The 24,011-nt window shown below is 53.6% G+C and carries 23 protein-coding genes and 1 pseudogene; 3 read left to right on the forward strand and 21 right to left on the reverse strand.

Going from position 1 to position 24,011, the window contains the following annotated elements; all coding sequences use genetic code 11:
• Positions 1 to 5: 5 nt before the first annotated feature.
• Together kdpA and kdpF are read right to left on the reverse strand one after the other, a co-directional pair.
• A complete protein-coding gene (gene kdpA / locus BLV20_RS09415) occupies positions 6 to 1,715 on the reverse strand; it encodes a potassium-transporting ATPase subunit KdpA (protein ID WP_092300168.1) in 1,710 nt (569 codons plus the stop codon).
• An 8-nt stretch (positions 1,716 to 1,723) separates the two neighbouring features.
• Positions 1,724 to 1,813 (reverse strand): K(+)-transporting ATPase subunit F, encoded by a 90-nt coding sequence (gene kdpF, locus BLV20_RS09420; protein WP_007899818.1) that lies wholly within the window; start codon positions 1,811 to 1,813, stop codon positions 1,724 to 1,726.
• 412 nt (positions 1,814 to 2,225) lie between these two features.
• Here kdpF and eat point away from each other — a divergent pair, with 412 nt between their 5' ends.
• Both eat and BLV20_RS09430 read left to right on the forward strand, forming a co-directional pair.
• Positions 2,226 to 3,590, forward strand: coding sequence for an ethanolamine permease (eat, locus tag BLV20_RS09425; protein ID WP_092300171.1), 1,365 nt, complete (start codon positions 2,226 to 2,228; stop codon positions 3,588 to 3,590).
• Between the two features lie 199 nt (positions 3,591 to 3,789).
• Positions 3,790 to 3,957, forward strand: coding sequence for a DUF2897 family protein (locus BLV20_RS09430; RefSeq protein WP_092300174.1), 168 nt, complete (start codon positions 3,790 to 3,792; stop codon positions 3,955 to 3,957).
• A 76-nt stretch (positions 3,958 to 4,033) separates the two neighbouring features.
• Here BLV20_RS09430 and BLV20_RS09435 read toward each other — a convergent pair whose 3' ends face one another.
• Both BLV20_RS09435 and BLV20_RS09440 read right to left on the reverse strand, forming a co-directional pair.
• Entirely contained in the window at positions 4,034 to 4,885 is an 852-nt protein-coding gene (locus BLV20_RS09435; protein ID WP_092300177.1) for an urea carboxylase-associated family protein, read from the reverse strand.
• A gap of 15 nt (positions 4,886 to 4,900) precedes the next feature.
• A complete protein-coding gene (locus tag BLV20_RS09440) occupies positions 4,901 to 5,554 on the reverse strand; it encodes a GntR family transcriptional regulator (RefSeq protein WP_092301033.1) in 654 nt (217 codons plus the stop codon).
• 198 nt (positions 5,555 to 5,752) lie between these two features.
• Between BLV20_RS09440 and BLV20_RS09445 the strand changes: the two genes are divergently transcribed.
• On the forward strand, positions 5,753 to 6,319 hold the full coding sequence (locus tag BLV20_RS09445; RefSeq protein ID WP_092300180.1) for a TetR/AcrR family transcriptional regulator: 567 nt from the start codon (positions 5,753 to 5,755) through the stop codon (positions 6,317 to 6,319).
• 28 nt (positions 6,320 to 6,347) lie between these two features.
• On the opposite strand, the pseudogene BLV20_RS09450 reads toward BLV20_RS09445, so the two are convergent.
• The 17 genes and pseudogenes from BLV20_RS09450 to BLV20_RS09525 form a co-directional block, all read right to left on the reverse strand.
• Positions 6,348 to 7,143, reverse strand: a pseudogene (locus BLV20_RS09450) (SDR family NAD(P)-dependent oxidoreductase).
• Positions 7,144 to 7,369: 226 nt separating this feature from the next.
• A complete protein-coding gene (locus BLV20_RS09455; protein WP_092300183.1) occupies positions 7,370 to 7,705 on the reverse strand; it encodes a ComEA family DNA-binding protein in 336 nt (111 codons plus the stop codon).
• A 125-nt stretch (positions 7,706 to 7,830) separates the two neighbouring features.
• Positions 7,831 to 8,853 (reverse strand): MraY family glycosyltransferase, encoded by a 1,023-nt coding sequence (locus tag BLV20_RS09460; protein ID WP_092301037.1) that lies wholly within the window; start codon positions 8,851 to 8,853, stop codon positions 7,831 to 7,833.
• 291 nt (positions 8,854 to 9,144) lie between these two features.
• A complete protein-coding gene (locus tag BLV20_RS09465) occupies positions 9,145 to 11,142 on the reverse strand; it encodes a polysaccharide biosynthesis protein (protein WP_175540163.1) in 1,998 nt (665 codons plus the stop codon).
• A gap of 84 nt (positions 11,143 to 11,226) precedes the next feature.
• A complete protein-coding gene (locus BLV20_RS09470) occupies positions 11,227 to 12,405 on the reverse strand; it encodes a DegT/DnrJ/EryC1/StrS family aminotransferase (protein ID WP_092300186.1) in 1,179 nt (392 codons plus the stop codon).
• A 95-nt stretch (positions 12,406 to 12,500) separates the two neighbouring features.
• The gene (locus BLV20_RS09475) at positions 12,501 to 13,127 is read right to left on the reverse strand and encodes an acetyltransferase (protein WP_092300189.1); all 627 of its coding nucleotides are present in this window, start codon (positions 13,125 to 13,127) and stop codon (positions 12,501 to 12,503) included.
• Entirely contained in the window at positions 13,124 to 13,720 is a 597-nt protein-coding gene (locus BLV20_RS31580; RefSeq protein WP_218190297.1) for a sugar transferase, read from the reverse strand. Before BLV20_RS31580 ends, BLV20_RS09475 begins: the two co-directional genes overlap by 4 nt.
• A gap of 54 nt (positions 13,721 to 13,774) precedes the next feature.
• Complete coding sequence (locus tag BLV20_RS09480; RefSeq protein WP_218190298.1) at positions 13,775 to 14,998, reverse strand: glycosyltransferase family 4 protein; 1,224 nt, start codon at positions 14,996 to 14,998, stop codon at positions 13,775 to 13,777.
• A 5-nt stretch (positions 14,999 to 15,003) separates the two neighbouring features.
• Positions 15,004 to 16,134 (reverse strand): non-hydrolyzing UDP-N-acetylglucosamine 2-epimerase, encoded by a 1,131-nt coding sequence (gene wecB / locus BLV20_RS09485; protein ID WP_092300191.1) that lies wholly within the window; start codon positions 16,132 to 16,134, stop codon positions 15,004 to 15,006.
• A 27-nt stretch (positions 16,135 to 16,161) separates the two neighbouring features.
• Entirely contained in the window at positions 16,162 to 17,274 is a 1,113-nt protein-coding gene (locus BLV20_RS09490; protein ID WP_092300194.1) for a UDP-2-acetamido-2,6-beta-L-arabino-hexul-4-ose reductase, read from the reverse strand.
• A gap of 2 nt (positions 17,275 to 17,276) precedes the next feature.
• The gene (locus BLV20_RS09495) at positions 17,277 to 18,311 is read right to left on the reverse strand and encodes a polysaccharide biosynthesis protein (RefSeq protein WP_092300197.1); all 1,035 of its coding nucleotides are present in this window, start codon (positions 18,309 to 18,311) and stop codon (positions 17,277 to 17,279) included.
• 30 nt (positions 18,312 to 18,341) lie between these two features.
• Positions 18,342 to 19,124, reverse strand: a complete 783-nt coding sequence (locus BLV20_RS09500; RefSeq protein ID WP_092300200.1) for an AglZ/HisF2 family acetamidino modification protein — start codon at positions 19,122 to 19,124, stop codon at positions 18,342 to 18,344.
• Between the two features lies 1 nt (position 19,125).
• A complete protein-coding gene (hisH, locus tag BLV20_RS09505) occupies positions 19,126 to 19,740 on the reverse strand; it encodes an imidazole glycerol phosphate synthase subunit HisH (RefSeq protein ID WP_092300203.1) in 615 nt (204 codons plus the stop codon).
• A complete protein-coding gene (locus tag BLV20_RS09510; RefSeq protein ID WP_092300206.1) occupies positions 19,737 to 20,873 on the reverse strand; it encodes an N-acetyl sugar amidotransferase in 1,137 nt (378 codons plus the stop codon). Before BLV20_RS09510 ends, hisH begins: the two co-directional genes overlap by 4 nt.
• 12 nt (positions 20,874 to 20,885) lie before the next feature.
• Positions 20,886 to 22,028, reverse strand: a complete 1,143-nt coding sequence (locus tag BLV20_RS09515) for a glycosyltransferase family 4 protein (protein WP_092300209.1) — start codon at positions 22,026 to 22,028, stop codon at positions 20,886 to 20,888.
• The gene (locus BLV20_RS31925; RefSeq protein ID WP_305883258.1) at positions 22,025 to 22,633 is read right to left on the reverse strand and encodes a CatB-related O-acetyltransferase; all 609 of its coding nucleotides are present in this window, start codon (positions 22,631 to 22,633) and stop codon (positions 22,025 to 22,027) included. The genes BLV20_RS09515 and BLV20_RS31925 overlap by 4 nt, the downstream gene beginning before the upstream one ends.
• Positions 22,630 to 24,006 (reverse strand): hypothetical protein, encoded by a 1,377-nt coding sequence (locus tag BLV20_RS09525; RefSeq protein ID WP_256577725.1) that lies wholly within the window; start codon positions 24,004 to 24,006, stop codon positions 22,630 to 22,632. Before BLV20_RS09525 ends, BLV20_RS31925 begins: the two co-directional genes overlap by 4 nt.
• Between the last annotated feature and the right edge of the window lie 5 nt (positions 24,007 to 24,011).

Here is a 24,011-nt window from a genome sequence, read left to right on the forward strand (position 1 = left end):
AGTCCTCAGCCCTTCATTCCAAAGGCAGCCAAGCTCAAGTGTTCGGCAATCGGGCCCAGCGCCAGGGTCGGCAGAAAGGTCAACCCGCCCACCAGCAATATGGTCATGGTCAGCAGCGTGACGAACAGCGGGCCATGGGTGGGGAAACTGTTCTGGCCGACCGGCGCGGTCTTTTTCAGCGCCAGGCTGCCGGCCAGTGCCAGCACCGGCAGGATGTAGCCGAAGCGGCCGATCAACATGCCCAGGCCCAGCATCAGGTTGTGGAACGGGGTATTGGCCCCAAGGCCGGCGAAGGCCGAACCGTTGTTGGCGCTGGCCGAGGTGTAGGCGTACAGCAACTGGCTGAAGCCATGGGCGCCTGGGTTGCTTACCGCTGATACCGGCCCAGGCAGGCTCGCGGCAATGGCGCTGAGCACCAGCACGCCGACCGGCATCACCATCAGGGTCACCACCAGCAACTGCACTTCCCTGGCCTGGAGCTTCTTGCCCAGGTATTCCGGGGTGCGGCCGATCATCAGGCCGGCCAGGAATACAGCGATCAGCACGTTCAGCAACATGCCGTAGAGGCCCGCGCCGACCCCGCCGAAAATCACTTCGCCGACCATCATGTTGATCAGCGCGACCATGCCGCTCAGCGGGCTGAGGCTATCGTGCATGCCGTTGACCGAACCGTTGGAGGCCGACGTGGTGGTCACCGACCAGAGCACGGTGGCGGTGGTACCGAACCGCGATTCCTTGCCTTCGAGCGGCGCGGCCTGTTCGACCGCGGCATTGTTCAGGGCCGGGTTGGGCTGGGACTCGGACCACAGCGAGGTCGCTCCACCGATCAGGAACAGCGCCAGCATGCAGGCAATGATCGCCCGGCTCTGCCGCAGGTCCTTGACGTAATGGCCGAAAGTGAACACCAGCGCCACCGGAATCAGGATGATCGAGGACACTTCGAAAAGGTTGCTCCAGGCCGTCGGGTTCTCGAACGGATGCGCCGAGTTGACGCCAAAGAAGCCCCCGCCGTTGGTGCCCAATTGCTTGATGGCGATCTGGCTGGCGGCCGGGCCCAGCGGGATCACCTGGTCGACGCCTTGCAGGGTCACGGCGTTGACGTAATGGGCCAAGGTTTGCGGTACGCCCTGCCAGACCAGCAACAAGGCCAGCAGCAGGCACAACGGCAACAGGCCGTAGAGGGTGGCGCGGGTCATGTCGACCCAGAAGTTGCCCAGGGTCTTTGCCGAACGCCGGCCGATGCCTCGGCACAAGGCAACCAGCACGGCCAGGCCGGTGGCGGCGCTGACGAAGTTCTGCACGGTCAGGCCGATCATCTGGCTCAGGTAGCTCAGCGAGGCTTCACCGCTGTAGGACTGCCAGTTGGTGTTGGTCATGAAGCTGACCGCGGTGTTGAACGCCAACGTCCACTCTTGCCCCGGCAGGTTCTGCGGGTTGAGTGGCAAATGGTCCTGGAACAACAGAATCGTGAACAGCAGCACAAAGCCGGCCAGGTTGAACGCGAGCAGGGCCAGGGCATATTTCTGCCAGCTCTGTTCGCTGTGCGCATCGACGCCCGAGAGCCGGTAGCAGGTGCGCTCGACCGGTCCCAGCAGCGGCGTCAGCCAGGTGCGCTGGCCCTCCATCACCTTGTAGTAGAACCGCCCCAGGAAAGGTGCGGGCAGCAGCACCAAGGCAAAGAAGCCGAGGATCAGCCAATAGTCATAACTGTGCATAGCCGCTCCTAGTTCCGATCCGCGCGCAACAGCGCAACCAGTAGATAGATGAACAGCCCCACTGCCAGCAGCAGGGACACCCCGTCCAGAACGCTCATGGAATCTCTCCGTCGTACGGCAATCGCCGCGTGTGGGGGGCATTGTCGGCAGGGAGGCTGTAAAGGAACGAGGGCGAGGGCGCGCAAGGCGCATAAAGAATGCGTAAAGAATGGCTTTACGCGGGGTTTACGTCGGGGCCGGCAAGCCTTTGGGAAGGTTCCAGGGCGGCCATCGCGAGCAAGCTTGCCTCTACGGAAAAGCAGGGTTTATTTGAGGTCGCGATCAGCACCTCCAGGCCGCCGCCGCCCTCTTGTGGCACGTTCGTGCACCAATCCGAATGCCTTGGCTCGCGAAATATCCGGAAACATCCTCGATGCGACAGCTTTTTGCGCTTTACGACGCCCCTTCCCGCCCTGGCATGAGCGGTGCAATGAGCAGCCCGAGCACTTCATTCCGTTCCGGGAGCCATGCATGAACACACAACTCAAACCAACGCTGGGCACGCTGCATTTATGGGGGATCGCGGTCGGGTTGGTGATTTCGGGGGAATACTTCGGCTGGAGTTATGGCTGGGGCGTCGCCGGTACCCTGGGCTTTCTGCTGACCTCGCTGATGGTCGCTGCCATGTACAGCTGTTTCATCTTCAGCTTCACCGAACTGACCACCGCCATTCCCCATGCCGGCGGCCCCTTTGCCTATAGCCGCCGGGCCTTCGGCGAAAAAGGCGGGCTGATTGCCGGGCTGGCGACCCTGATCGAATTCGTCTTCGCGCCACCGGCCATTGCCCTGGCGATCGGGGCCTACCTGAATGTGCAGTTCCCCGCCCTGGACCCGAAGCATGCGGCGGTCGGGGCCTATATCGTGTTCATGGGGTTGAACATCCTCGGCGTCAAACTCGCCGCGACTTTCGAGCTGGTGGTCTGCGTGCTGGCGGTGGCGGAATTGCTGGTATTCATGGGCGTGGTCGCGCCGGCCTTCAGCTTCAGCAACTTCGCCCTCAACGGCTGGGCGGGCTCGGATACCTTCGGCGCCCCCGCGATTGCCGGGATGTTCGCGGCGATTCCGTTCGCCATCTGGTTCTTCCTCGCCATCGAAGGCGCGGCCATGGCCGCCGAAGAAGCCAAGGACCCGAAACGCACCATCCCCAAAGCCTACATCAGCGGCATCCTGACCCTGGTGCTGCTGGCCATGGGCGTAATGTTCTTCGCTGGCGGCGTGGGCGACTGGCGCGCCCTGTCGAACATCAACGACCCGCTGCCCCAGGCCATGAAAGCCGTGGTCGGAGACAACTCCGGCTGGCTGCACATGCTGGTGTGGATTGGCCTGTTCGGCCTGGTGGCGAGCTTCCACGGCATCATTCTGGGCTACTCGCGGCAGTTCTTCGCCCTCGCCCGCGCCGGCTATCTGCCGGCATCGCTGGCCAGGTTGTCGCGCTTCCAGACGCCGCACCGCGCCATCATCGCCGGTGGCCTGATCGGCATCGCCGCCATCTACAGCGATGGCTTGATCAACCTGGGCGGCATGACCCTGACCGCGGCGATGATCACCATGGCCGTATTCGGCGCCATCGTGATGTACATCATGAGCATGCTCAGCCTGTTCAAGCTGCGTAAGACCGAACCGCACCTGGAACGCACCTTCCGCGCCCCCGGCTATCCGCTGGTTCCGGCCATTGCCCTGGCGCTGGCAATCGTCTGCCTGGTGGCCATGGCCTGGTTCAACAGCCTGATCGGCCTGATCTTTCTCGGCTTCATGGCGGTCGGCTTCATTTACTTCCAATTGACCGCGCAGCTACGCGCCAATGCGCCGGCGGATGCAATGCTGACCGGGCTCTGAGCGGTTGCCGGCCATCTGCGAGCGCTGCGACACGACCGCTGTTCAGCCGCCGGTAACGGCTAGAAGACTGATACGAGAGAAGTCATGGGGGCAGATCAGGCTTAGAATGGAACCACTGCGAAATGCTGTAACTCGAAGTGGTATGGCAACTTGACGGGCGAAACTCCTCGCCCGCCGGTATGCCCTCAAGGAGAGCCCTATGCCCTGGTATGCCTGGTTGATTCTGGTCGTTGCAATCGGCTCGATCGTTGGTGGCCTGATGCTGCTGCGCGACACCGCCAACAAGGTGGAACTGACCGATGAGCAACGCAAGCGCGTTGCAGAGCGCAACGCGGAAGCGGACGCCAAGGACGCGCAAGACCGCTGACTGGATCGCCCTATCGAACAGCCCCGCCCTTCTCGAAATGGCGGGGCTTTTTTATCCGCCTCGGTGGCCGGCAGCGTTATTTCTCCCAGGCAGCCTTGGCGATCTGCAGACCGTGCAGGCCTTTGTAGGCGGCCCGCTCAGGCTGGCGCCAGCCTTCGAGCAATGCCTCGTCGAGCCGATAGATCTCCACGCCCAACGGCCGGCAGACGCTGAGCGGGTCCTGAGCCTCGGGCCCCCACATTGGCAGCGACAAGTCGCCACCCGGGCAGGTCGATAGGGCGCACAACAGATCGATCTCGGCAAAGAATTCCAGGTAATCGCCCTTCTGCGCCGGGCACGCCTTCATGAAATACATGTCGTCGTGATTGAGCCCGGTGCACTGAAAGATGTTCAGCACGTCATGCACATCGAATTCGGTCAGGCCGTGGGGCAAGACCGCACGCGTCAGGTTGGAATGGCAATGGTGGTGAAAATCCTCGCCGGTGAGCATGCGGTTCACGTAGGGGTCGCAGCGGGTGCCGAGCAGGTCGTGCAGGCGCCCGCCATGCTCGTCGATGCCGTAACCGGCCAGGCTGTCGTCGGTGATGGTCACCAACGGCCGCAAAAACGGCAGGTTCGACCACAGCCGGTCATGGGTGCTGACATGCGCCCCCTGCAATTGCCGGGTACGGGCGGCCCACAGACGCTCGCGCGGGTCGTTGGCATTCCAGACGTTGAAATCCCCGACTTGCGGGCCGGCCGGCGTGGTCACCCGGAACACATGCCCGGCCGGCACATGCCAAGCGCGCCCGGTGCGGATCGGCACCTCGAATTGCTCGATCAAGGTACGTTGGCCCTTGCTGTCGCGGACCCGCTCATAAAAGGCCGTATCCACCTGCAGGGCCGAGCCTTTGCTGACCTGATAAGCCGCGGGATAGTCTTTGTACATGGTTGAAATCCTCGATCAGTGGCGGGAAGAGTGGCTGAGGATGTCGAGCAGCAGCCGTTCGGAATCGTCGAGGTAAACCGCCAGGGTTTCACCAGCGGCATGCTTGTCGCCTTCGGCGAGCAAGTCATGGATCAGCCGGTCCCGGGCCAGCCAGGGCGATTGAAAATGCTGCTCGTCAGGGGCGGCACAGAACACCAGGCGCATCTGCGCCACGACGTTGGTGAAGAATTCGTCGAACAAGGGGCTGCGCATCAGGCCGACGATGTGTTGATGAAAGGCCAGGCTGTGGGTGCCCACCGAGCGCCAATCCTCGCGCTCGCGGGCGAGTTCGCTGGCCTCGATTGCCTCGAGCATCCGGTCGGATTGGTACTCACGCAACGGCTTGCTGGAGGCGATGGCCTGAAGTTCCAGGGTACGCCGCACCTGGAACAGGTCCCGCACCTCATCTATCCCCAACCTGCGCACCGTGACGCCCTTGTTGCGTGTATAGCGGGCCAGGCCTTCTTGCCCCAGACGGTGCAAGGCCTCGCGGATGGTATTGCGCGAGGCGTTGTAGGCGGACACCAGGTCGCTTTCCACTAGGGGCATGCCCGGCAGCAAGCGACCGCCGATGATATCGGCGCGTAATTCGAGGGTTATCTGATCGGCCAGGGACAATGCGTCGTTCATGAATATCGCCTTGCGATTGTTGAACAATCCATGGATATCCAATAACCACTATTCATGCCAATAGCTGGAAAACATCATTAAATCGCGCCCTTTTCTGCTGATTTAACGGAGACAGCGTGAGACTTCTGGGATAAAAAGTGCAGTCATCCTGCTATCAACCTTGGGTAAGATGGCTCCCCGGTTGTGGAGATTTCCCCGATGCGTTATTCGCAAGACCATAAAGCCCAAACCCATCAGCGCATCATCAAGGAAGCCGCCGAGCGCTTTCGGCGCGACGGCATCGGCGCGACAGGCCTGCAACCGTTGATGAAAGCCCTGGGCCTGACTCATGGCGGTTTCTACTCGCACTTCAAATCCAAGGACGAGCTGATCGAAAAAGCCCTGCAGGCCGCGGCCGCAGAACTCGATACCCACTGCGCCATGCTGTTTGCCCAGGAAAAACCACTGCAGGCCTTTATCGACAGCTACCTGTCCGAGTGGCATCAGACCTCCCCCGGTCAAGGTTGCCCGCTGCCCACCATGTCTTCGGAACTAGGCCTGCGCGGGCAAGCGAGCCCCACCACGGATGCGGAGCTCAATGCGCGACTCACGCAGGTAGAGGCAAACCTCAAGGGAGAAGATGCCGCCGACCAGAGCCTGGTGATCATGTCGACCCTGGTCGGAGCCCTGGTGCTGTCGCGCGGCGTCGAGAACCCCGATCTGGCCAAACGGATACTGGAAGTAACACGCGAGCACCTGAAAAAGCAGGATGGGCAGACGGGGTGATCCGCATCATCCTCCCGCCTCAGCATGGTTATTTGTAGCGAGCTGCCGCGCTGCTTTTCGACAAGTTGGGCCCCGGCAAAACGCGCAACTACGAAGGCGTCCTAATCAGCCGAGTCGGGTAGCGAGGGGATGGTGATCAACTCACCCTGATCAAAACCGGCCAGAGCTGCATCCACTATCTCGGTGGCATCCATAACCATTTCAGCTGGAATCCCCTGGGCGTCGATGCCCGAGCGCTCCCAGAAGATCTCAGTGCGGGTTACCCCGGGCAATACCGCCTGGACCTGCACGCCTTTACCGTCCAGTTCCGCAGCAAGCGACTGAGTCAGGCTCAGGACATAGGCCTTGGTCGCACTGTAGGTCGCATTAAAACTCTCGGGAATCAGCGCCACCACCGAAGCGATATTGATGATCGCCCCTCTTCCCGCTGCCGAGAAGCTGGCGGCAGCAGCGGCAGCCAGACGAGTGACCGCGATCACATTGAGCTGGATCATCGCCTCCAGCCGATCCGTATCGGCAACGGCCAGGCTTCCGTCGGCAACGATACCGGCATTGTTCAGCAACAGATTGATACTCGAGTCGGAACGCAAACGCTGCTCGACCTTCAACACATCGGCCTTGAGCGTCAGATCGGCTTTCAACACTTCAACCTGCACCTTGTGCTCGGCCCGCAGCCGGGTAGCCGCGGTTTGCAGGCGCGGCTCATCTCGTGCAACCAGCAACAGATCGTAACCACGAGCGGCCAACCGCTCGGCATAAACCGCACCGATGCCAGATGAAGCACCGGTGACAAGTGCCAGCCCCTTGGGGGAAATCGAGTTCATAACGGATCTCCAGAAAAGTGCTTGAGAAGGGAAAGACAAGGAATTGATACGCTGCTTGGGAAGCGATTTAATTATAGTCATAATTCAATAAAATATTACGATCATAATTATATTGAGACGAGTAGACAACATTGAATGGCGCAATCCTGCTTATGGTGCTTTGCGCACTATGGGCCCGAAAAACACAAGGCCGATCAATGATCGGCCTTGTGCATGAATTGAAGCGTCAGTTGACCTTCAACTTTTCCCGGTTGCTTTCCAGAATCGCCCTGCCGATTCCCTTGACCTCGAGCAGTTCGTCTACTGACGAGAAAGCTCCATTAGCTTCACGATATGCAACAATTGCCTTGGCTTTTACTTCACCTACCCCCAACAGTTCACGCTGCAACGTAGCAGCGTCAGCCCTGTTGATATCGACCATGGCAGTTTGTGGGGCAGCTACCGCAGTCACGGCTGGCACCGTGCTTGCCGTCTCTTGTTTCGACGCGGGAGCAGCAACTACGCTGATAGAGGCGCTTGTCAGCAGGGCAAAAAGCAGGGAATAGAAATAGTTTGTACGCATAAATGACACTCCATGACACCGTTGATAAAGATGCAGCTTTTCCGAAGCTGCCTCTCAAACGTAGGCCATGGTGATGCACTGTCAAAAATGGATTGATTGCAGTTTATGTAATAGTGCCGCCCTCATCACTCTGCTCGGCGCTCCGACTCACCGGCCCGATACTTCACAGCTAGAATGAGCAACGGTACATAGGCCACGATCACCCCCAATCCTCCGTCTAGCTTCTGCATGGCAACAAACAGACCGATGGGTAACAGCCAGAGAAGGTTGATCGATGCGACGCCCAAGGTAACCTGGAAATGACTTCCCAGTTGGCGTGAAGCGAACTGATAACCATGGCTGCGATGAGCTTCATAGATGCGCTCTCCACGTAAAAAACGCCGGATCAAGGTAAAAGTCGCATCAACAATGAACACCCCGAGCAAAATGCACCATACCCACAGGAAATCGGCGTTTCTCCAGGCGGCCTGCAGTGAAAGAATACCCAGCACAATACCCAGGAAACCGCTGCCGATATCACCCATGAAGATTTTCGCCGGCGGAAAATTCCAGTACAGGAAACCCAGTGTCGAGGTGGCGAGCAGCAAGGGCGGCCAGATCAAATCGTCATATCCCGACAACCAATAGATCAGGCAAATACTCAGGCAGGATGTCACGGCTTCGACACTGGCAATTCCATCGATGCCATCCATGAAGTTGTAGAGGTTCAACATCCAGACCAGATACACCACAGCCAATGCATGCCCGATCCAGCCAAGCTCCAGCGTCATGCCGAACACCTCAAGCGCCGGCAACCCTCCCAGCCAGAACAAGGCCCAGAGACTACCTGCAAAATGTCCGAGCAAACGCCAGCGGGCCGCAATGGGCCGATGATCGTCAATAAACCCAAGCAAGGCGATACCAGCACCCGCGCCTGAGAGACTCCAGACCAGATTCGGGCCGATAGCTCCAAGCATGCCGGCCAAGGGCAAGGCAATAAGGAAGGTCAGGACGATACCTACCCCGCCACTACGCGGAGTAGGAATGGAGTGGGAGCTGCGTGCGTTCGGAATCTCCATCAGCCTGTGAGCCAGCGCATAACGAAGAAAAGCTCCAGTCACCCCCAGCGAGAGGGTCGCCATGATCGGTAGCGACCACAAAAGCCCTATCCAGGGAAACCATAAGTCAGACGATGCTTGAAAGCTCAAGGTGTCGACTCCAACGGCATGTCGTGGCAGCGAAGTCCGGAACCAGACTGCAGTCCCGGCTGACCACTTCAATATGTTTTTTATTTTTGTAGTTGCAGAGCAGAACGTTTTTACCGACGGGTCAAGGCAGTGCCGCCCCCATAGTGTCCACTCTGTGTAAGTACAACAAGAACGCAGGTAATGCTTAACAAGTGTAATCGCCCCTCAGCACCAAACAGCAAGTTCATGGCGACCGAAGGGCTAATGATGCAACTAGGGCTCGAGCCGGCGCTGCTGATAAATCCAGTCGACAATCTCGCTGTCCGGAGTGTAGCCACTGACCGTGTCGCGCAACAGTTGCCGGACTCTCGAGTAATCATCCTGGTCGACCGCCAACAGCAACTCGCCCAGCCTGGCCTTCAATACATCCCAAGGCAGATAGTCTTCATTGGCGCTCATGATCATTGGATGCTGCGTCGCTACGACGTTATCGCCGATCAACAGTTCTTCATAGAGCTTTTCGCCTGGCCGCAGTCCCGTGAACTCGACGGCTATGTCGCCATGGGGGTTCTTTTCGGAACGCAAGCTCAATCCGGACAGATGAACCATCTTCTCGGCCAGTTCGACAATCCTGACCGGCTCGCCCATATCCAGCACAAACACATCACCACCCTGCCCCATGGAGCCCGCCTGGATTACCAGTTGGGCCGCTTCCGGAATAGTCATGAAATAACGCGTGATACGGGGATGGGTGACCGTCAAAGGCCCACCGGACTTGATCTGCTTGTGAAACAACGGAATGACCGAACCGGAAGAGCCCAGCACATTGCCGAAACGCACCATGGTAAAGCGGGTTTTATTCACCCGGGAAACATTGGCGTGCTCCCCGAACAATACCGGAGCCACCTCACGGCTCAGAGCCTGCAGCGTCATTTCGGCCAGACGCTTGGTACTGCCCATGACATTCGTCGGGCGTACCGCCTTATCCGTTGAAATTAGCACGAAGTTCGCGACATTCGCACGAAGAGCGGCCTGCGCCGTACTCAATGTGCCCATCACATTGTTCAACAGGCCTTCAGCGATATTGTGCTCGACCATGGGGACATGCTTATAGGCTGCGGCGTGATACACCGTATCCACATGCCAGGTTTGCATGATATCGAGCAGTTTTTCCTGATTACGCACGGACCCCAGGATCGGCAACAACTTCACGGACAGCGACTCGCGAACGATGCGCTGTTCGAGTTCCTGCAAGATGCTGTAGAGATTGAACTCACTGTGCTCGTAGAGCAGCATCGTGGTCGGGCGCAACGCAAGAATCTGACGGCACAGTTCCGAACCGATCGAACCACCGGCACCCGTGATCAGTACCGACTGCTCCTTGATGCAATGCTCGAGCAACTCTTCCTGAGGGGGGACCGAGTCGCGCCCCAGCAGGTCTGCAATGTCGACTTCCTGAATATCATCGACTTTGACTCGTCCGCTCGCCAAATCCATAAAACCCGGCACACTTTGCACATGCAGACCGAACCCCTCGAGGAAACTCAGGATCTCTCGGCGTCGCGTACGGTTGGCAGAAGGGATTGCCAACAGGATCTGCTGAGCTCCGGTCACATCGATCATTTGCTGAATATGTTTGGGCTTATAGACATGCAGCCCGGAAATCACTCGCTCGGCAATATTGCTGTCGTCGTCGATAAATGCTACTGGGCGCATCAAGCGCCCCATCCGCAAAGCAGCGACCAACTGGTTACCCGCCGCACCGGCGCCGTAGATGGCCACTTTAGGCAAACCGTCATCTCGAGCAGCGAATGGAACATGTTGAGCCGCGGTAAACCAATCGCCCAGAAAATACTGCCTCATCCCCAGACGCAGCCCCCCAATCATTACGAGGCTCAGCCACCAGTAGTTGAAAATGATAGATCGTGGAACCACATTCTGATGATTGCTATACCAATAGACTACCATCCCCAGTATTAAAGCAGACAGGCTTACTGCTTTGATAATTGCAATAAGCGCGTCATTACCAAAATAGCGCATCACAGCGCGATACATACCGAAGCGAATAAATAGCGGAATAGCGACAACCGGTGCACAAATGAATAGCCATGAGTGGGCTAACAACGGGTTGATCATCTCATCAACCCCCAGGCGAACAACGAAAGCCAGCCACAGAGCAATCCAGACTAAAACGATATCCGTTGCAACCTGGATTAATCGCTTTTGCCGGCGCGGCAAACTCAGTAGCCAGTTACGTAAGTTGTCAATCATCCTTTGTTAACCCCACCACCTGCAATCTGCTGAACATCCCGATTAAACTCAAGCATATGCCAAAGTAAATGCCGTTCATTTTTTTCAATTAGAAACCGCAAGTCTCATTACTTCCTCCAAGATGAGGCAGGTTTTTTCCATTTCAACTTCAGTTAATGTAGGATGAACAAGAAACATTAAACTTGTCTCTCCTAACTCTAGTGCAATAGGTAATCGTGTTACAGGACGCCACTCAGTACCCTCAAACGCCTTCTCCAGATAGACTTCCGAGCAAGAGCCTGAATAACATGGAACCCCCCGACTGACTATCTCAGCGATAATGCGATCACGAGACCATCCCTTTGCCAATCTCAGTGGATCCACAAATACATAGCATTTGTAAGCTGCGTGGATGATATCGGGCTCTGCTTCGGGAACTCTTAAACCTGACAACATTTCAGCGCAACGCCATATGCGTTGCGCATTTGCTAGTCGAGAGGCATGCCAATCAGGCATACGAGCCAACTGAATCCGACCAATCACCCCTTGTACTTCAAGCATGCGCCAGTTGGTACCAAAACTCTCATGTACCCAACGGAAGCCCGGAGCGTGCTGGCGTTCATAGACAGCCTCCCAGCTTTTGCCGTGATCTTTGAATGCCCACATCTGTGCCCAGAGGCCGCGATCATTGGTAGTTACCATACCGCCCTCTCCGCCCGTAGACATAATCTTGTCCTGGCAGAACGACCATGCTCCCACATGACCTATGGAGCCAACAGGGCGTCCCTTATATCGGGCACCGTGCGCTTGGGCACAGTCTTCAATCACCTTGATATCATAACGGGCTGCCAACGTCATGATAGGGTCCATGTCACAAGGCCAACCTGCCAGATGGACACAGATGATGCCTCGAGTACGAGGCGTCAACACCGCCTGAATAGTCTCTGCGGTTATATTCTGGGTGTCTCGATCAACTTCAGCAAACACTGGAACCGCACCAGCATTAACGATACTGGAAACGGAGGCCAGAAAGGTGCGCGGGGTAACGATGACCTCATCTCCAGCACCGATCCCCAATGCATGCAACGCTAAATCAAGTGCAACAGTACCGTTTGCCAAAGCGATCGCATATTCCGTACCGGCCCACACGGCAAACTCTTTCTCAAACTCGCGACACTCCTGCCCCGTCCAATAATTTACTTTATTGGAAAGCACCACATCGCGAACGGCGTTGGCTTCTTCATCCGTGAACGACGGCCAAGGAGAAAATGGGGTATTCAACACAGTTTTTACCTGCTATCCAAAATTGAAAAGGAACTATTGGTAATCAAACTCGCCATTTGGCTAACGACGCCTGACCGGCTGTTGATTTACGAGACTCAGGATCTGTCCAGCACTCGTGCAGGCACCCCGGCTACGGTCATATTATCAGAGATATCGGATACCACCGCGGCACCGGCACCCACAACCACATTGTCACCTATATGGATCTGTTGCCTGACACTGGCACCGATGCCGATCCAACTGGCGTCACCTATCTGAACCCCACCCGCCAGGCTCGCCCCCGGACTGATATGGGTACACACCCCGACAACACAGTCATGTTCAATACAGCAGCTCGTATTGAGTATCACCCCTTCGCCCACCGACGCGAATGCATTTACCACTGCAGATGCAAAAACAACGGAGCCCGAACCGATAGACGCATACTGACTGACCACCGAAAGCGGGTGAACAAGTACGGGCAACCGTGCCCCAGCGGCCTTCAACTCATAAAGCTTGCTTCGACGAATACCGTTATTGCCAATAGCAACCAAAATACCATCGAATTCCTGCACTCGACTGAGCAGATCCTTACTCGTTCCGACCACTGGCCATACTTCATTGGACGTAACCCCTGGCCAGGCGTCATCAAAGAACTCGATCACCCGCCAACCGCAACATTCGGCCGTATCTGCAACAACTTTCCCATGACCGCTGGCCCCGAGAATAGCCAGCCTTTTCATTTCTTCGTCCCGGTAAATCGCGACATCGTCACTTCGCCCTCGGCGCTGATTCCATCCTTGATCACAACTTTTTTGATCGTGAGAAAAATAATTTTCAGATCGAGCCACACGGATTGGTTATCCACATACCAAACATCAAGCTTAAACTTCTCTTCCCAAGACAGTGCATTTCGACCATTGATCTGTGCCCACCCAGTAACCCCCGGTCTAGCTTCATGCCTACGCAACTGCTCTTCGTCATACAAAGGCAAATACTCCATCAACAAAGGCCGTGGCCCCACCAGACTCATATCCCCCTTGATCACATTCCACAGCTCCGGCAATTCATCCAGGCTGCTGGAGCGAAGAAACGTGCCGAATGGTGTCATCCGCTCCGAATCCGGAAGTGGTTTACCGCTGGCGTCCACTGCGTCTCGCATTGTACGAAACTTGATCATTTCAAATGGCTTACCACCGAAACCAGGACGTACCTGACGGAACAATATCGGCGACCCCAAGCGTTTGCGAATAAGATAAGCGACCACCAGTATCAAGGGAAATAAGAGAATTAACCCAATTCCAGCCGCTAAAACATCGAAGAAGCGCTTTAACATCAAAGATCCCTGAAAAATTTTGAGCAGCGTTACATAACTGAATCGCAATAACAGCTAGCGTTTCGACAAGCGTTTAAAGTGTTCACCAAAACGTGCAACCCCCACACGCAAGGACAGTACCCTCTTGTAATACGCCTGACCGCTTTGCGCCATCCAATCACGCTCCGATGAGGGGGTATTCATCAACGCCAAGGCCGCGTCAGCAATGGATTGCGGATTATCCGACTCACTGACAACACCACAATCCGCATCACGCACAAGGTCGGCAGCATCCCCGTCGACCGCCATCAACACAGGCTTGCCCGCGGCCATATAAGCCTGGGTTTTAGACGGAATAGTGATAGTGAACAACGGATCCTTCTTCAAGTGCACAAGCAGCGCATCTGCATTGGACAGGTACGCCCCCACCTCACTCATGGGAACGGCCGGAAGAAAAAGCACGTTATCCAAATTTCTTTTTACTGCCAGCTCCTGTAGCCGCGCTACCTCGACTCCGCCACCAAGAAAAATGAAGGAAATCTTATCCGTCTGCTCACGGACCAACTGCGCTGCCGTAATGACTGATTCCAGCGATTGCGCCTTACCCATATTGCCGGCAAACAAAATGCGAAACGTTGAAGCATCAGGAAAGTTCACCGGTAGTGTTGCACAAGGTGCAGCAACCGTAGCTTCGGCACACCAGTTGTATATAAGATCAATTTTTTGCTCAGGAACGCCTCGCTCCACCAACAAACGCTTGAACCCCGGTGAAAGAACTACAAGTTGATCGACACGACGATATACCCAGTCACAAATACTGGAAACGACTCTCAAGGCTTTCCCGTTGGAAAACATTCCAGTCGCTTTGAGTGTATCCGGCCACATGTCCTGAATATCGTAGACAACTGGAACACGCCGAAAAATCCGGATGAGTACTGCAGCAATACCCACTGTCAATGGTGGATGATAGGCATAAATCACATCTGGCTTACGGGCACCGAAAAGCCCATAGAACAACGCACTGGCCGCGAAGCTTACATAGTTCAGTACCCGACCTATGCCACCCTGCCCGTGACTCGGATAGAGGGGCAGGCGCGTCACCTTCACCCCATCAATAATCTCGCGCTGCAAAAATCTTACTTTGTAGCCGGGATAAAGCTTGCCCCCTGGATAGTTCGGAAAACCGGTAACGACCTCGACCTCGAAACCCTGCGCTACCAACTCACGCGCAAATACGAGCCCTTTGAAAGTAGGTTCAGGATCAAACCACTGAGTCAGCAATAGAACGCGGGTCGCCATCCTGATTAGTACCTTCTCCAGACAGTACGCATCACGTAATCACGATAACTGTGGATGATACGAACTACTTTTTCCGAAACATTCGGCATACTGTAGTCCTCTACCAAACGAAGATTACGGGTCTCACCACGCGCCTGGCTCTCGATCAGGTGAAGCCCCTGTAGAACACGCTCAACCTCCAATCCAACCATCATAACGGCGGCTTCTTCCATCCCTTCCGGCCGCTCATGGGCCTCACGCAGATTCAGCGCAGGAAAGTTGAGTATCGAAGACTCTTCATTGATCGTTCCACTGTCCGACAAAGCCGCCTTGGATGTGAGCTGCAGCTTATTGTAGTCCTTGAAGCCAAGCGGCTTGAGTAACCGAACGTTGGGATGAAAAGTGACACCCAGTGTATCCACTCGTTTTTGCGTACGGGGGTGAGTAGACACAATGACAGGAAGGTCGTAGTTGCAAGCGACTGTATTGAGGACATCCACCAGCTTGAGGAAGTTCTTGTCCGATTCGATATTCTCCTCCCGGTGTGCGCTGACAACAAAAAACTGACCCGCCTTCAGACCAAGGCGCTCCAGCACATCCGATTCGTCAATCCCGCTGTGATAATGGGTGAGTACCTCAAACATCGGACTACCGGTCTTGATGACCATGTCCGGTGAAAGCCCCTCACGCAAAAGGTAGTCGCGGGCAATCGTGCTATAGGTCAGATTGATATCTGCAGTGTGATCAACAATACGACGGTTAATCTCTTCAGGCACGCGCATATCAAAACAACGGTTGCCGGCCTCCATGTGGAAGGTTGGGATCTTGCGACGCTTAGCTGGAATGACAGCCATGCAGCTGTTGGTATCACCCAGGACCAGTAGCGCATCCGGCATAATTTCTGCTAGCACACGATCGACCGAAATGATGACATTCCCTATCGTTTCTGCGCCCGTCGTGCCGGCAGCACTCAGAAAGTGATCCGGCTTACGAATACCAAGATCCTGAAAGAAAATCTCATTCAGTTCGTAATCATAGTTCTGACCTGTGTGCACCAGGACATGATCACAGTGTTCGTCCAGTGCCGAAATGACACGTGATAGGCGAATAATTTCGGGACGCGTCCCAACAACAGTCACTACTTTCAACTTCTTCATCACAATCCTCTACCTAATCAATCAGCCTCAAGGGCTCAGTGGCAACGCGAAGGTATCCGGATGTTCGCGATCAAAAATCTCATTGGCCCACAGCATCACAATCATTTCGTCGCTGCCGACATTGGTGATGTCGTGTGTCCAGCCCGGGACAGTTTCCACAATCACTGGCTGCTCACCTGTAGTTTGCAGTTCGTAGAATTCGCCCGAAATGATCTGGCGAAAGCGAAAGCGAGCGTGGCCCTTGATAACAAGAAACTTTTCGGTCTTGGTGTGATGATAATGACCACCACGAGTAATCCCAGGGTGAGCGGTAAAATAGGAAAACTGACCTGCACTGGGTGTCTTCAGCATTTCCACGAATACACCACGAGGGTCGCCATACTTGGGAACCTCGTAGGTAAAAGACTCTGGGGGTAGGTAACTGAGGTAAGTCGAGTACAGTGCTCGGGTCAAGCCTGTTCCAACAGCCTCACTGATCAGTGTCGAGCGACTGTCACGGAACGCTTGTATTTTCTCCGCTACAGCACCGACGGTCGTGGAGTACACCGGTTGAACCTGTGCTTGACGGTCTGGAGGGGCGCAACCGTCCAGAATTTCGATGAAATGCCGTATCACATCATCGACATAGACCAGTTTGATCGCTGCCCGTTCATCATGAACATTGATGGGTAAACCACGTGAAATATTATGGCAGAACGTCGCTACCGCCGAATTATAGTTCGGCCTAGCCCACTTCCCAAAAACATTGGGAAGGCGAAAAACATGCAGATCAATCGCATGCTTCTCTGCCAGATCATTGAGTGCCTGCTCTGCCGCTAGCTTGCTGACGCCGTAAGGATTGTCACAGTCGGCCTGCGTAGACGATGTATATATAACCGATAGCTTGCGCCCGCTAGCAGCTACAGCGTCACAGAGCAACTGCGTGAGATCACTATTGCCACTCTTGAACTCTGCTGGATCCTGAGGACGATTTACCCCAGCCAGATGGACGACACAATCAGCGTCAGCAACCAGCGTCTTAAGCAATGCACTGTCGTCGTTTCGGCCGAAACGCAAAATCTCGATATCACTGCGCTCACGCAAATGGGCTTCAAGATTCTTGCCGATAAAGCCGTTTATACCGGTAATCAGGACCTTCATCTTCACTCCTCTGGCGTAGCATGTTCGCCACGCTGGATAGCTAGGATAAAATCCAGCTTAAGTAACAATTTTTGCATGCCCGCAACATCAAGACGTTCGGTGTTATGGGAATTATAATCTTCCATCCGGGAGATTTTTTCCTCACCTTGCTCGACAAATTTGCTGTAATTCAGGTCTCGAAGATCGGGCGGAACGCGGAAGTACTCCCCCATGTCCTCAGCACAAGCCATTTCTTCGCGACTCAACAGCGCTTCATACAGTTTCTCGCCGTGCCTAGTGCCAATAATCTGAATAGGATGCTCAGGCTTCCCAACCATCTGGGTTAAGGCTCGCGCCAGTGTCTCGACAGTGGCTGCTGGGGCCTTCTGAACAAACAAATCGCCGTTATTACCATGCTCGAACGCATACAAAACCAGATCGACTGCATCGGCCAGAGTCATCATGAAACGTGTCATGTTCGGATCGGTGATCGACAGCGGAATTCCCGCCCGGATCTGCTCAATGAACAATGGAATCACCGAACCACGGGAAGCCATGACGTTTCCATAACGGGTGCCACAGATAACTGTTTTCGTATCATCGACATTGCGGGACTTCGCGACCATGACTTTTTCCATCATGGCTTTTGAAATCCCCATTGCATTAATGGGATAAACCGCCTTGTCGGTGCTCAAGCAAACAACCCGCCGAACCCCATTTTGAATGGCTGCTTCGAGAACATTATCGGTGCCAATGACATTCGTCTTCACTGCTTCCATCGGATGGAACTCGCAAGACGGGACCTGCTTCAATGCGGCCGCGTGAAAGATGTAGTCCACCCCTCGAGTCGCGTTGAGGATGCTCTGATAATCTCGTACGTCACCGATATAGAATTTCAGCTTGCTGTTGGCATAGCGCTTGCGCATGTCATCTTGCTTTTTCTCGTCACGGCTGAATATCCTAATTTCAGCAATATCCGTATCAAGAAAGCGCTTGAGTACCGCGTTGCCAAAGGAACCCGTGCCGCCAGAAATGAGAAGTTTTTTTCCACTGAACATAATGAGTCCTGAATCTGATGCAAGCTAGTATCAGCTCGATTGCAAGGCTGAGTAGACGACATCAGCCTTTTGCTGATCGCTCGGATAACTGATGAGAACGGCTCTATAAGGGCCTTTGAAAACGAAGAAGCTACCAGCAGCCACACCGACCACGCCGCATTTGGCGACGACACTGTGCATGTCTTCAAGAGAACCGCCACCGCCTAAAACAGTGATCGGTATATTGACCGCTTCCCGAAGCTTTGCAGCCAGGGTAAGGTCATACCCCTTCATCCGCCCGTCATTTTCGATGGCGTTGATAACAATCTCACCGGCACCCAACTGCTGCAGTTCTAACGCGACCTCCAGAACGCTGCGCTTGGTATTACGCGTGCCATTATGGGTCCAGACATCCTGACTTTTGCTGAGCATACGCGGCTTGTGATCAAGGACCACAACGACACTCTGGCGGCCGATCTCTTCGGCAATCCTGGTAATCAGCATCGGATCATCTAGCGCTGCAGAGCTGATCGCGACTTTTTCTACCCCCAGGCTGATGATTTTTTTAGCCTGCTCAGCTGTGCGGATACCACCGCCGTAGCAAAGAGGCATACGGCATTCAGCAGCCAGATTGGCGATTTGCTTGTAATTGGGCTCAACGCCTTTTACCGAGGCGTCAATGTCCAATACGATCAGCTCATCGGCCTCTTTCTCATTAAAGATTTTCACTGCATTGATCGGGTCCCCTACGTACTTGGGGTCCTTGAAGCGGACGGTTTTCACCAGACCGCCATCCTGAATCAACAAGCATGGAATGATTCTGGGCCTGAGCATCTCAAAGTTCCGCGAAGTTTTTCAAAAGGGCCGCCCCAAAGTGATGGCTCTTTTCGGGATGGAACTGCACGCCAAACACATTACCTTCGGCGACAGCACAGACAAAGTCCTGACCATAGGACGCAGAGGCAATACCGCCTGCCCCCCCTTCACAATCGAAAAAGAAAGAGTGCAGAAAATAGAATCGTGCGTCCTCTTCCAGGCCTTTAAAAAGCGGTACATCCGGCCAAGGTCGTACATCATTCCAGCCCATATGTGGCAATGGAATTCCCTTGAGCTCGGGTACATCCGCAAATGCCTTCACTCGACCCTTGACCCAGCCAAGTCCCGGCAACAGACCTTCATCACTGGCGGACGCAAGTATCTGCATGCCAACACAAATCCCAAGAACCGGAACACCTTGCTCTCGCACCAACCTTTCAAGGGTCGGACGCATGCCCGAAGCGTCGAGACGCTCCATCGCATGATCGAAAGCACCAACGCCCGGGAGGATCAATCGCGTCGCACCCTCAAGGTCCGCCGGCTGCCTTGCAATCGTCACTGGGATACTCAGCCGTTTGTAGACATTGACGAACGCCTGAATATTACCCAATCCGTAATCGATGATAGTGATCATCTGAACAGTCTTCTCTCCAATCCCAAGGCGCTCATTACACGCGAACCGACACCAATGAGGAAGCGCTTGTTGCGGTAATCACGATAGGTTTTATTTTCGCCGTCGAAAATTTCCTGGAGCTGCTCCACAGAAAGATCAAGCTTGTTTGCCACATACTCAAACTCTCCCTTGAGGAACTGTTCATCCAGTTCAGGCCTGGAGATTCTCTCTAAGGCATCTTCGCGGGTCAGCTGACCTGTCATGATCAAGCTGGAGAAGTGGGCTCGTCGCTTCTCGTAACCAAATTTACGAGGCATCCAATAGTCTTCGTAAAAGCGGGTAAAACGAGACTCATGGTGTTTGTGCTGGAATTTCTTCCAACCGTACAGCCGCTCCAAGGTTGCTTCGGCATCCTTTTTGATGTAGGGAACGAGATTTAGCGGTTTGACAACCTCCATGCCCAAGATCCGTTGATACAAAATCTTGTAAATCAAAATATCGGTCAACGGGAAGCTATTGAGCTTGCGCTTGCCAAAACGTCCGTGAATGTCTTTGAAAAGGGTTTTATCGATTCCAGGATAACCGCCCCACTCTTCAGGCTCACGACAACATTCCGTAGAAAAATTCGCCCCAGTCAGTACGTACTTGATTCGATGTTCACGCGCGAACTTATAAAGACCGGAGAAAAAAGCCGCATCTTGTGGCAAGTCCTGATCAGCGATCTGCGAGCGGAAAAAAGACACTTGCAGGTCTTTCATCTCTTCCCAGTTGATCACATCAGTGTACAAATCAAGACCCAGCCCATCGACCAGCTTCTCGATATTACCCACTGCCTGATCAGTGTTCCAACCGGCATCAACGTGAAACAGTAAAGGCCGCAAGCCCATCTTTACCTTAGCGACATAGGCTGCATAGGAGCTATCCAACCCTCCGCTCAGACCAATAATGCAATCGAAATCCTTGCCACGGCCATGGGCTTTGATCTTCTCGGCCAAAGCCATCAATTCGGCTTCTCCTTGCTGATCCGTGTGCCAGTTTGGCTCGATGGTAGTCTTGAAATTGTTGCAGTAATCACAGACACCTTGAGCATCGAAGGTAATCCTAGGATCGCTCGTATCCATGATGCACTGCGTACAGATCTGATAGTTCGCCATAAAAATTCCGTATTAAATCAGCAGGCGTTTCGCCATACGTCGATAGTCTAAAAGCTCGGATGCGATCTCCCAAGACCGAGTCGACATCCCTTGAAGCAAAGTGGGGTTGCGTTCTATCTGCTCAAACGCCGAGAGCTGTTCCTCGAAAGACTTAACCTTCCAGCCATTCCCCTGGACAAAGGGCTGATGACTTGGAACATCTGCAAGCACGACCGGACAACGAGCACACAAGCTCATCTGCATGGTCGCAGATTGACTACCCGGTTGTACGTAAACATCAGCAGCACATAGCAATTGATACAGCTCATCAGCGGACTTCCAGCCCAGGTAACGAATACGAGGGTCAGCTGACGACAACCGTTTCACCTCATCCTGAATCGACTCGTGCACCTGACCGACGATCAGAAACGAGAAATGTTTGGATTTGACTCTTGAGAAAGCCTTCAGGCTTTCCGTAAGCTTTTTCTTCGTATCAAATTTCCCGGACTGCAAAAATACCGTATGGCGATCATCGAACCCATGCTCCCCCCTAAGCTTGGTTCGGTAGCTCTGGTAGGTTTCCTCGTCTGCGATGTCCCCCCCCAGAGGGAAAAATTCCAACGCGCTTGGGGGTAAGCCGTAGACAGCCTTACAGAATTCCATGGTTTCAAGCGAGATGCAAAGAACCTTGTCCATCCATGGCAGCGAACGACGAATAATCGGACGATAGTAAAAACGATGCAAAAGACTTGATAAAAAACCTGTAGCGCTATTGTTAGCATCCTCATGACTATCTACATAAAGGCGGACATGCGGATTGGCACGCTTATAGCGCACAGCCGATAGCAACTCCCAGCCACACAATCCATGAAACACAATAACGTCAGGTGCGAACTTAGTAAGTATCGAATCCACCCCTGGGTGCATCCTCAATTTTTTCTTTATAAAAAATGGAAACATTCCCGAGTAGGGAAGCCTGATGACCTCAGCCCCGTCACTGCCGACGTACTGACCTGGCGAGATATAACCTAAAGAGAAATTATCAACATACGTTTCAGTCGAGGCAACCACCAGCACTTCGTGCCCTGCTGTCACGTGCTCCCGTACGAGTTCATTCTCTTGATAACGGTAATTATCAATATAAAAACAAGAAAGGCACAAATGTACAATTTTCATAACAGCCCCCGGGCCTTTAGAAAGGTTTCGGGATAGTTAAAATCAGGAGCCACAGCACGTAACTCCTCATCCGAATATTCCCACCATTGGCTCTTTAGAAGTGCAGCGATCACCGCCTCCGAGAACCTGTAGCGAATCAACCGAGCAGGGTTCCCAGCATAAATCGCGTAAGGAGGGATATCTTTGGTAACAACACTGCCCATACCGACAACAGCACCGACGCCAATAGTAACGCCACCTTTTACATACACACCCTCACCGATCCATACATCGTGACCGATCACCGTACGAGGCTGCCAGTGATACTCGTGCCTTGAAAACTTTGTTTTGATACTCTCTTTATGAGAAAGAAATACAGGGCTGGTCGAAACATACTCCATAGGATGTCGCGCCCCACCAACAACTACCTTACTGGCAATGGAGCAAAAACGACCGACCTCACACTTGATAAATGTACAGTCATAACCACAGAACGAATACGCACCGAAGGTGGTACCCAATACTGTACTCCCAGATTCCACTTTTGACGTTGAGGGGATAGAGGAGTCGATGACAGCTTTACCCCTGGCTTTTTTCAGGACCCTCGAAAAAAAATATTCAATCACGCAGCCAACTCCTTACGCAGACCGAAGTGAAATCTGTACTTATCAATCAACAACATCAGGATCCAATAGAACCCACCAAACGAAGTCAGCATGGTAAACAAGGAACCATTCGTGGAAACAAAAGCCAATGGAAAAAGCGCAGAAAAGAGGAATACCTTACTCCACCCCCTTGCGGCCCAATCCAGAACTAGTAACCATACTGCATATGCCATACAGATAACTACAACACCAACCGCCCCCGCAGCCGCAACTCCATCGGTTGCTACAAAATTTGCGTTTGACTGACTCTGTATACCTAAGACCCTTTCAGCAAGTATTTTCCCCAACGCAGGCCACTTCTCGTCAGCTACATAAGCAGCAGGAATATCAATAAGACGCCCCAACACTGAAACATGCGACCAATATGTATAACCCTGCTGCGAAAAGAGATCATAGTACTGACTAACAAAAAGCCCCGGAATGGCAATAGTTCTCGTAAAAATATAAACCCCAAGCTGATTCACAACCGATGAATACTTAAAAAGAAAGGAAATCAATAGTATTAAAAATGAACCACCCAAAAACAAATAGTACACATTGGATATACCCCCCCCCCTCACCCTGAAAACCAGACACATAACCAACAGCACAAAAGGCAGTAAAATCACAGTACGCTCCGCCGTAATCATATAAACAAAAATAAATGCTACCACGGCAAGCACTAAAGAAAAAAACCTCTTATATAAAACCCCACAAACAAACAATACCGGCGCAAAAACATAAGCCAAATAAACCTGACAGTACCCAATAAGAAGAGAGGTCGCCGCGCCTTTTTCTCTTTGACTATATATATCACTTAGACCTGAAAACGCCAAAATGTCACCATACGTAGAGTACAAAGCAATAAAGCAGACAAGCGCCCCGATAATATTAATAAGAACCACCCCCCGAGAAGGAGCCTTTCCTATTAGCGCATCCGCCCCCTGCCTTACACTACGACTCACAACACAACAAAAGACCATCCCAAAGCAAAAGCCACTAAGCAGCCAAAAATACCTGACCAGAGAATCATCATGATTCAATACAGCTATAACTACCGCCGGCACATACACAAAAAACATAAGGCTATACAAAAAAATCGATGATGGGCGACATAGCGTTAGTGGTAACACCACCGAAGGAATAACTACTAGAAAAAAAATAAACACAATAGCCAAAGCATCATAGCTAACTTTATTAAACCCCCAAAAAGCCTGGTCAACCGACAAATAAAACTCTTGCCCAATAGCAATAGAAATAGAGTAAAACAACACACATAAAATCAAATAACAACGCGACTTCCTTATACGCGGCCATGATTCATGCAAACCAGAAGAACCCGCATCATATTTCAAAGCCC

The organism is Pseudomonas sp. NFIX28 (assembly GCF_900107395.1).
Lineage (GTDB): Bacteria > Pseudomonadota > Gammaproteobacteria > Pseudomonadales > Pseudomonadaceae > Aquipseudomonas.

Coding starts and splice junctions, on each gene's coding strand:
- kdpA (WP_092300168.1), bottom strand. CDS start 1,715: ATGCACAGTTATGACTATTGGCTGATCCTCGGCTTCTTTGCCTTGGTG.
- kdpF (WP_007899818.1), bottom strand. CDS start 1,813: ATGAGCGTTCTGGACGGGGTGTCCCTGCTGCTGGCAGTGGGGCTGTTC.
- eat (WP_092300171.1), top strand. CDS start 2,226: ATGAACACACAACTCAAACCAACGCTGGGCACGCTGCATTTATGGGGG.
- BLV20_RS09430 (WP_092300174.1), top strand. CDS start 3,790: ATGCCCTGGTATGCCTGGTTGATTCTGGTCGTTGCAATCGGCTCGATC.
- BLV20_RS09435 (WP_092300177.1), bottom strand. CDS start 4,885: ATGTACAAAGACTATCCCGCGGCTTATCAGGTCAGCAAAGGCTCGGCC.
- BLV20_RS09440 (WP_092301033.1), bottom strand. CDS start 5,554: ATGAACGACGCATTGTCCCTGGCCGATCAGATAACCCTCGAATTACGC.
- BLV20_RS09445 (WP_092300180.1), top strand. CDS start 5,753: ATGCGTTATTCGCAAGACCATAAAGCCCAAACCCATCAGCGCATCATC.
- BLV20_RS09455 (WP_092300183.1), bottom strand. CDS start 7,705: ATGCGTACAAACTATTTCTATTCCCTGCTTTTTGCCCTGCTGACAAGC.
- BLV20_RS09465 (WP_175540163.1), bottom strand. CDS start 11,142: ATGATTGACAACTTACGTAACTGGCTACTGAGTTTGCCGCGCCGGCAA.
- BLV20_RS09475 (WP_092300189.1), bottom strand. CDS start 13,127: ATGAAAAGGCTGGCTATTCTCGGGGCCAGCGGTCATGGGAAAGTTGTT.
- BLV20_RS31580 (WP_218190297.1), bottom strand. CDS start 13,720: ATGTTAAAGCGCTTCTTCGATGTTTTAGCGGCTGGAATTGGGTTAATT.
- BLV20_RS09480 (WP_218190298.1), bottom strand. CDS start 14,998: ATGGCGACCCGCGTTCTATTGCTGACTCAGTGGTTTGATCCTGAACCT.
- wecB (WP_092300191.1), bottom strand. CDS start 16,134: ATGAAGAAGTTGAAAGTAGTGACTGTTGTTGGGACGCGTCCCGAAATT.
- BLV20_RS09490 (WP_092300194.1), bottom strand. CDS start 17,274: ATGAAGGTCCTGATTACCGGTATAAACGGCTTTATCGGCAAGAATCTT.
- BLV20_RS09495 (WP_092300197.1), bottom strand. CDS start 18,311: ATGTTCAGTGGAAAAAAACTTCTCATTTCTGGCGGCACGGGTTCCTTT.
- BLV20_RS09500 (WP_092300200.1), bottom strand. CDS start 19,124: ATGCTCAGGCCCAGAATCATTCCATGCTTGTTGATTCAGGATGGCGGT.
- hisH (WP_092300203.1), bottom strand. CDS start 19,740: ATGATCACTATCATCGATTACGGATTGGGTAATATTCAGGCGTTCGTC.
- BLV20_RS09510 (WP_092300206.1), bottom strand. CDS start 20,873: ATGGCGAACTATCAGATCTGTACGCAGTGCATCATGGATACGAGCGAT.
- BLV20_RS09515 (WP_092300209.1), bottom strand. CDS start 22,028: ATGAAAATTGTACATTTGTGCCTTTCTTGTTTTTATATTGATAATTAC.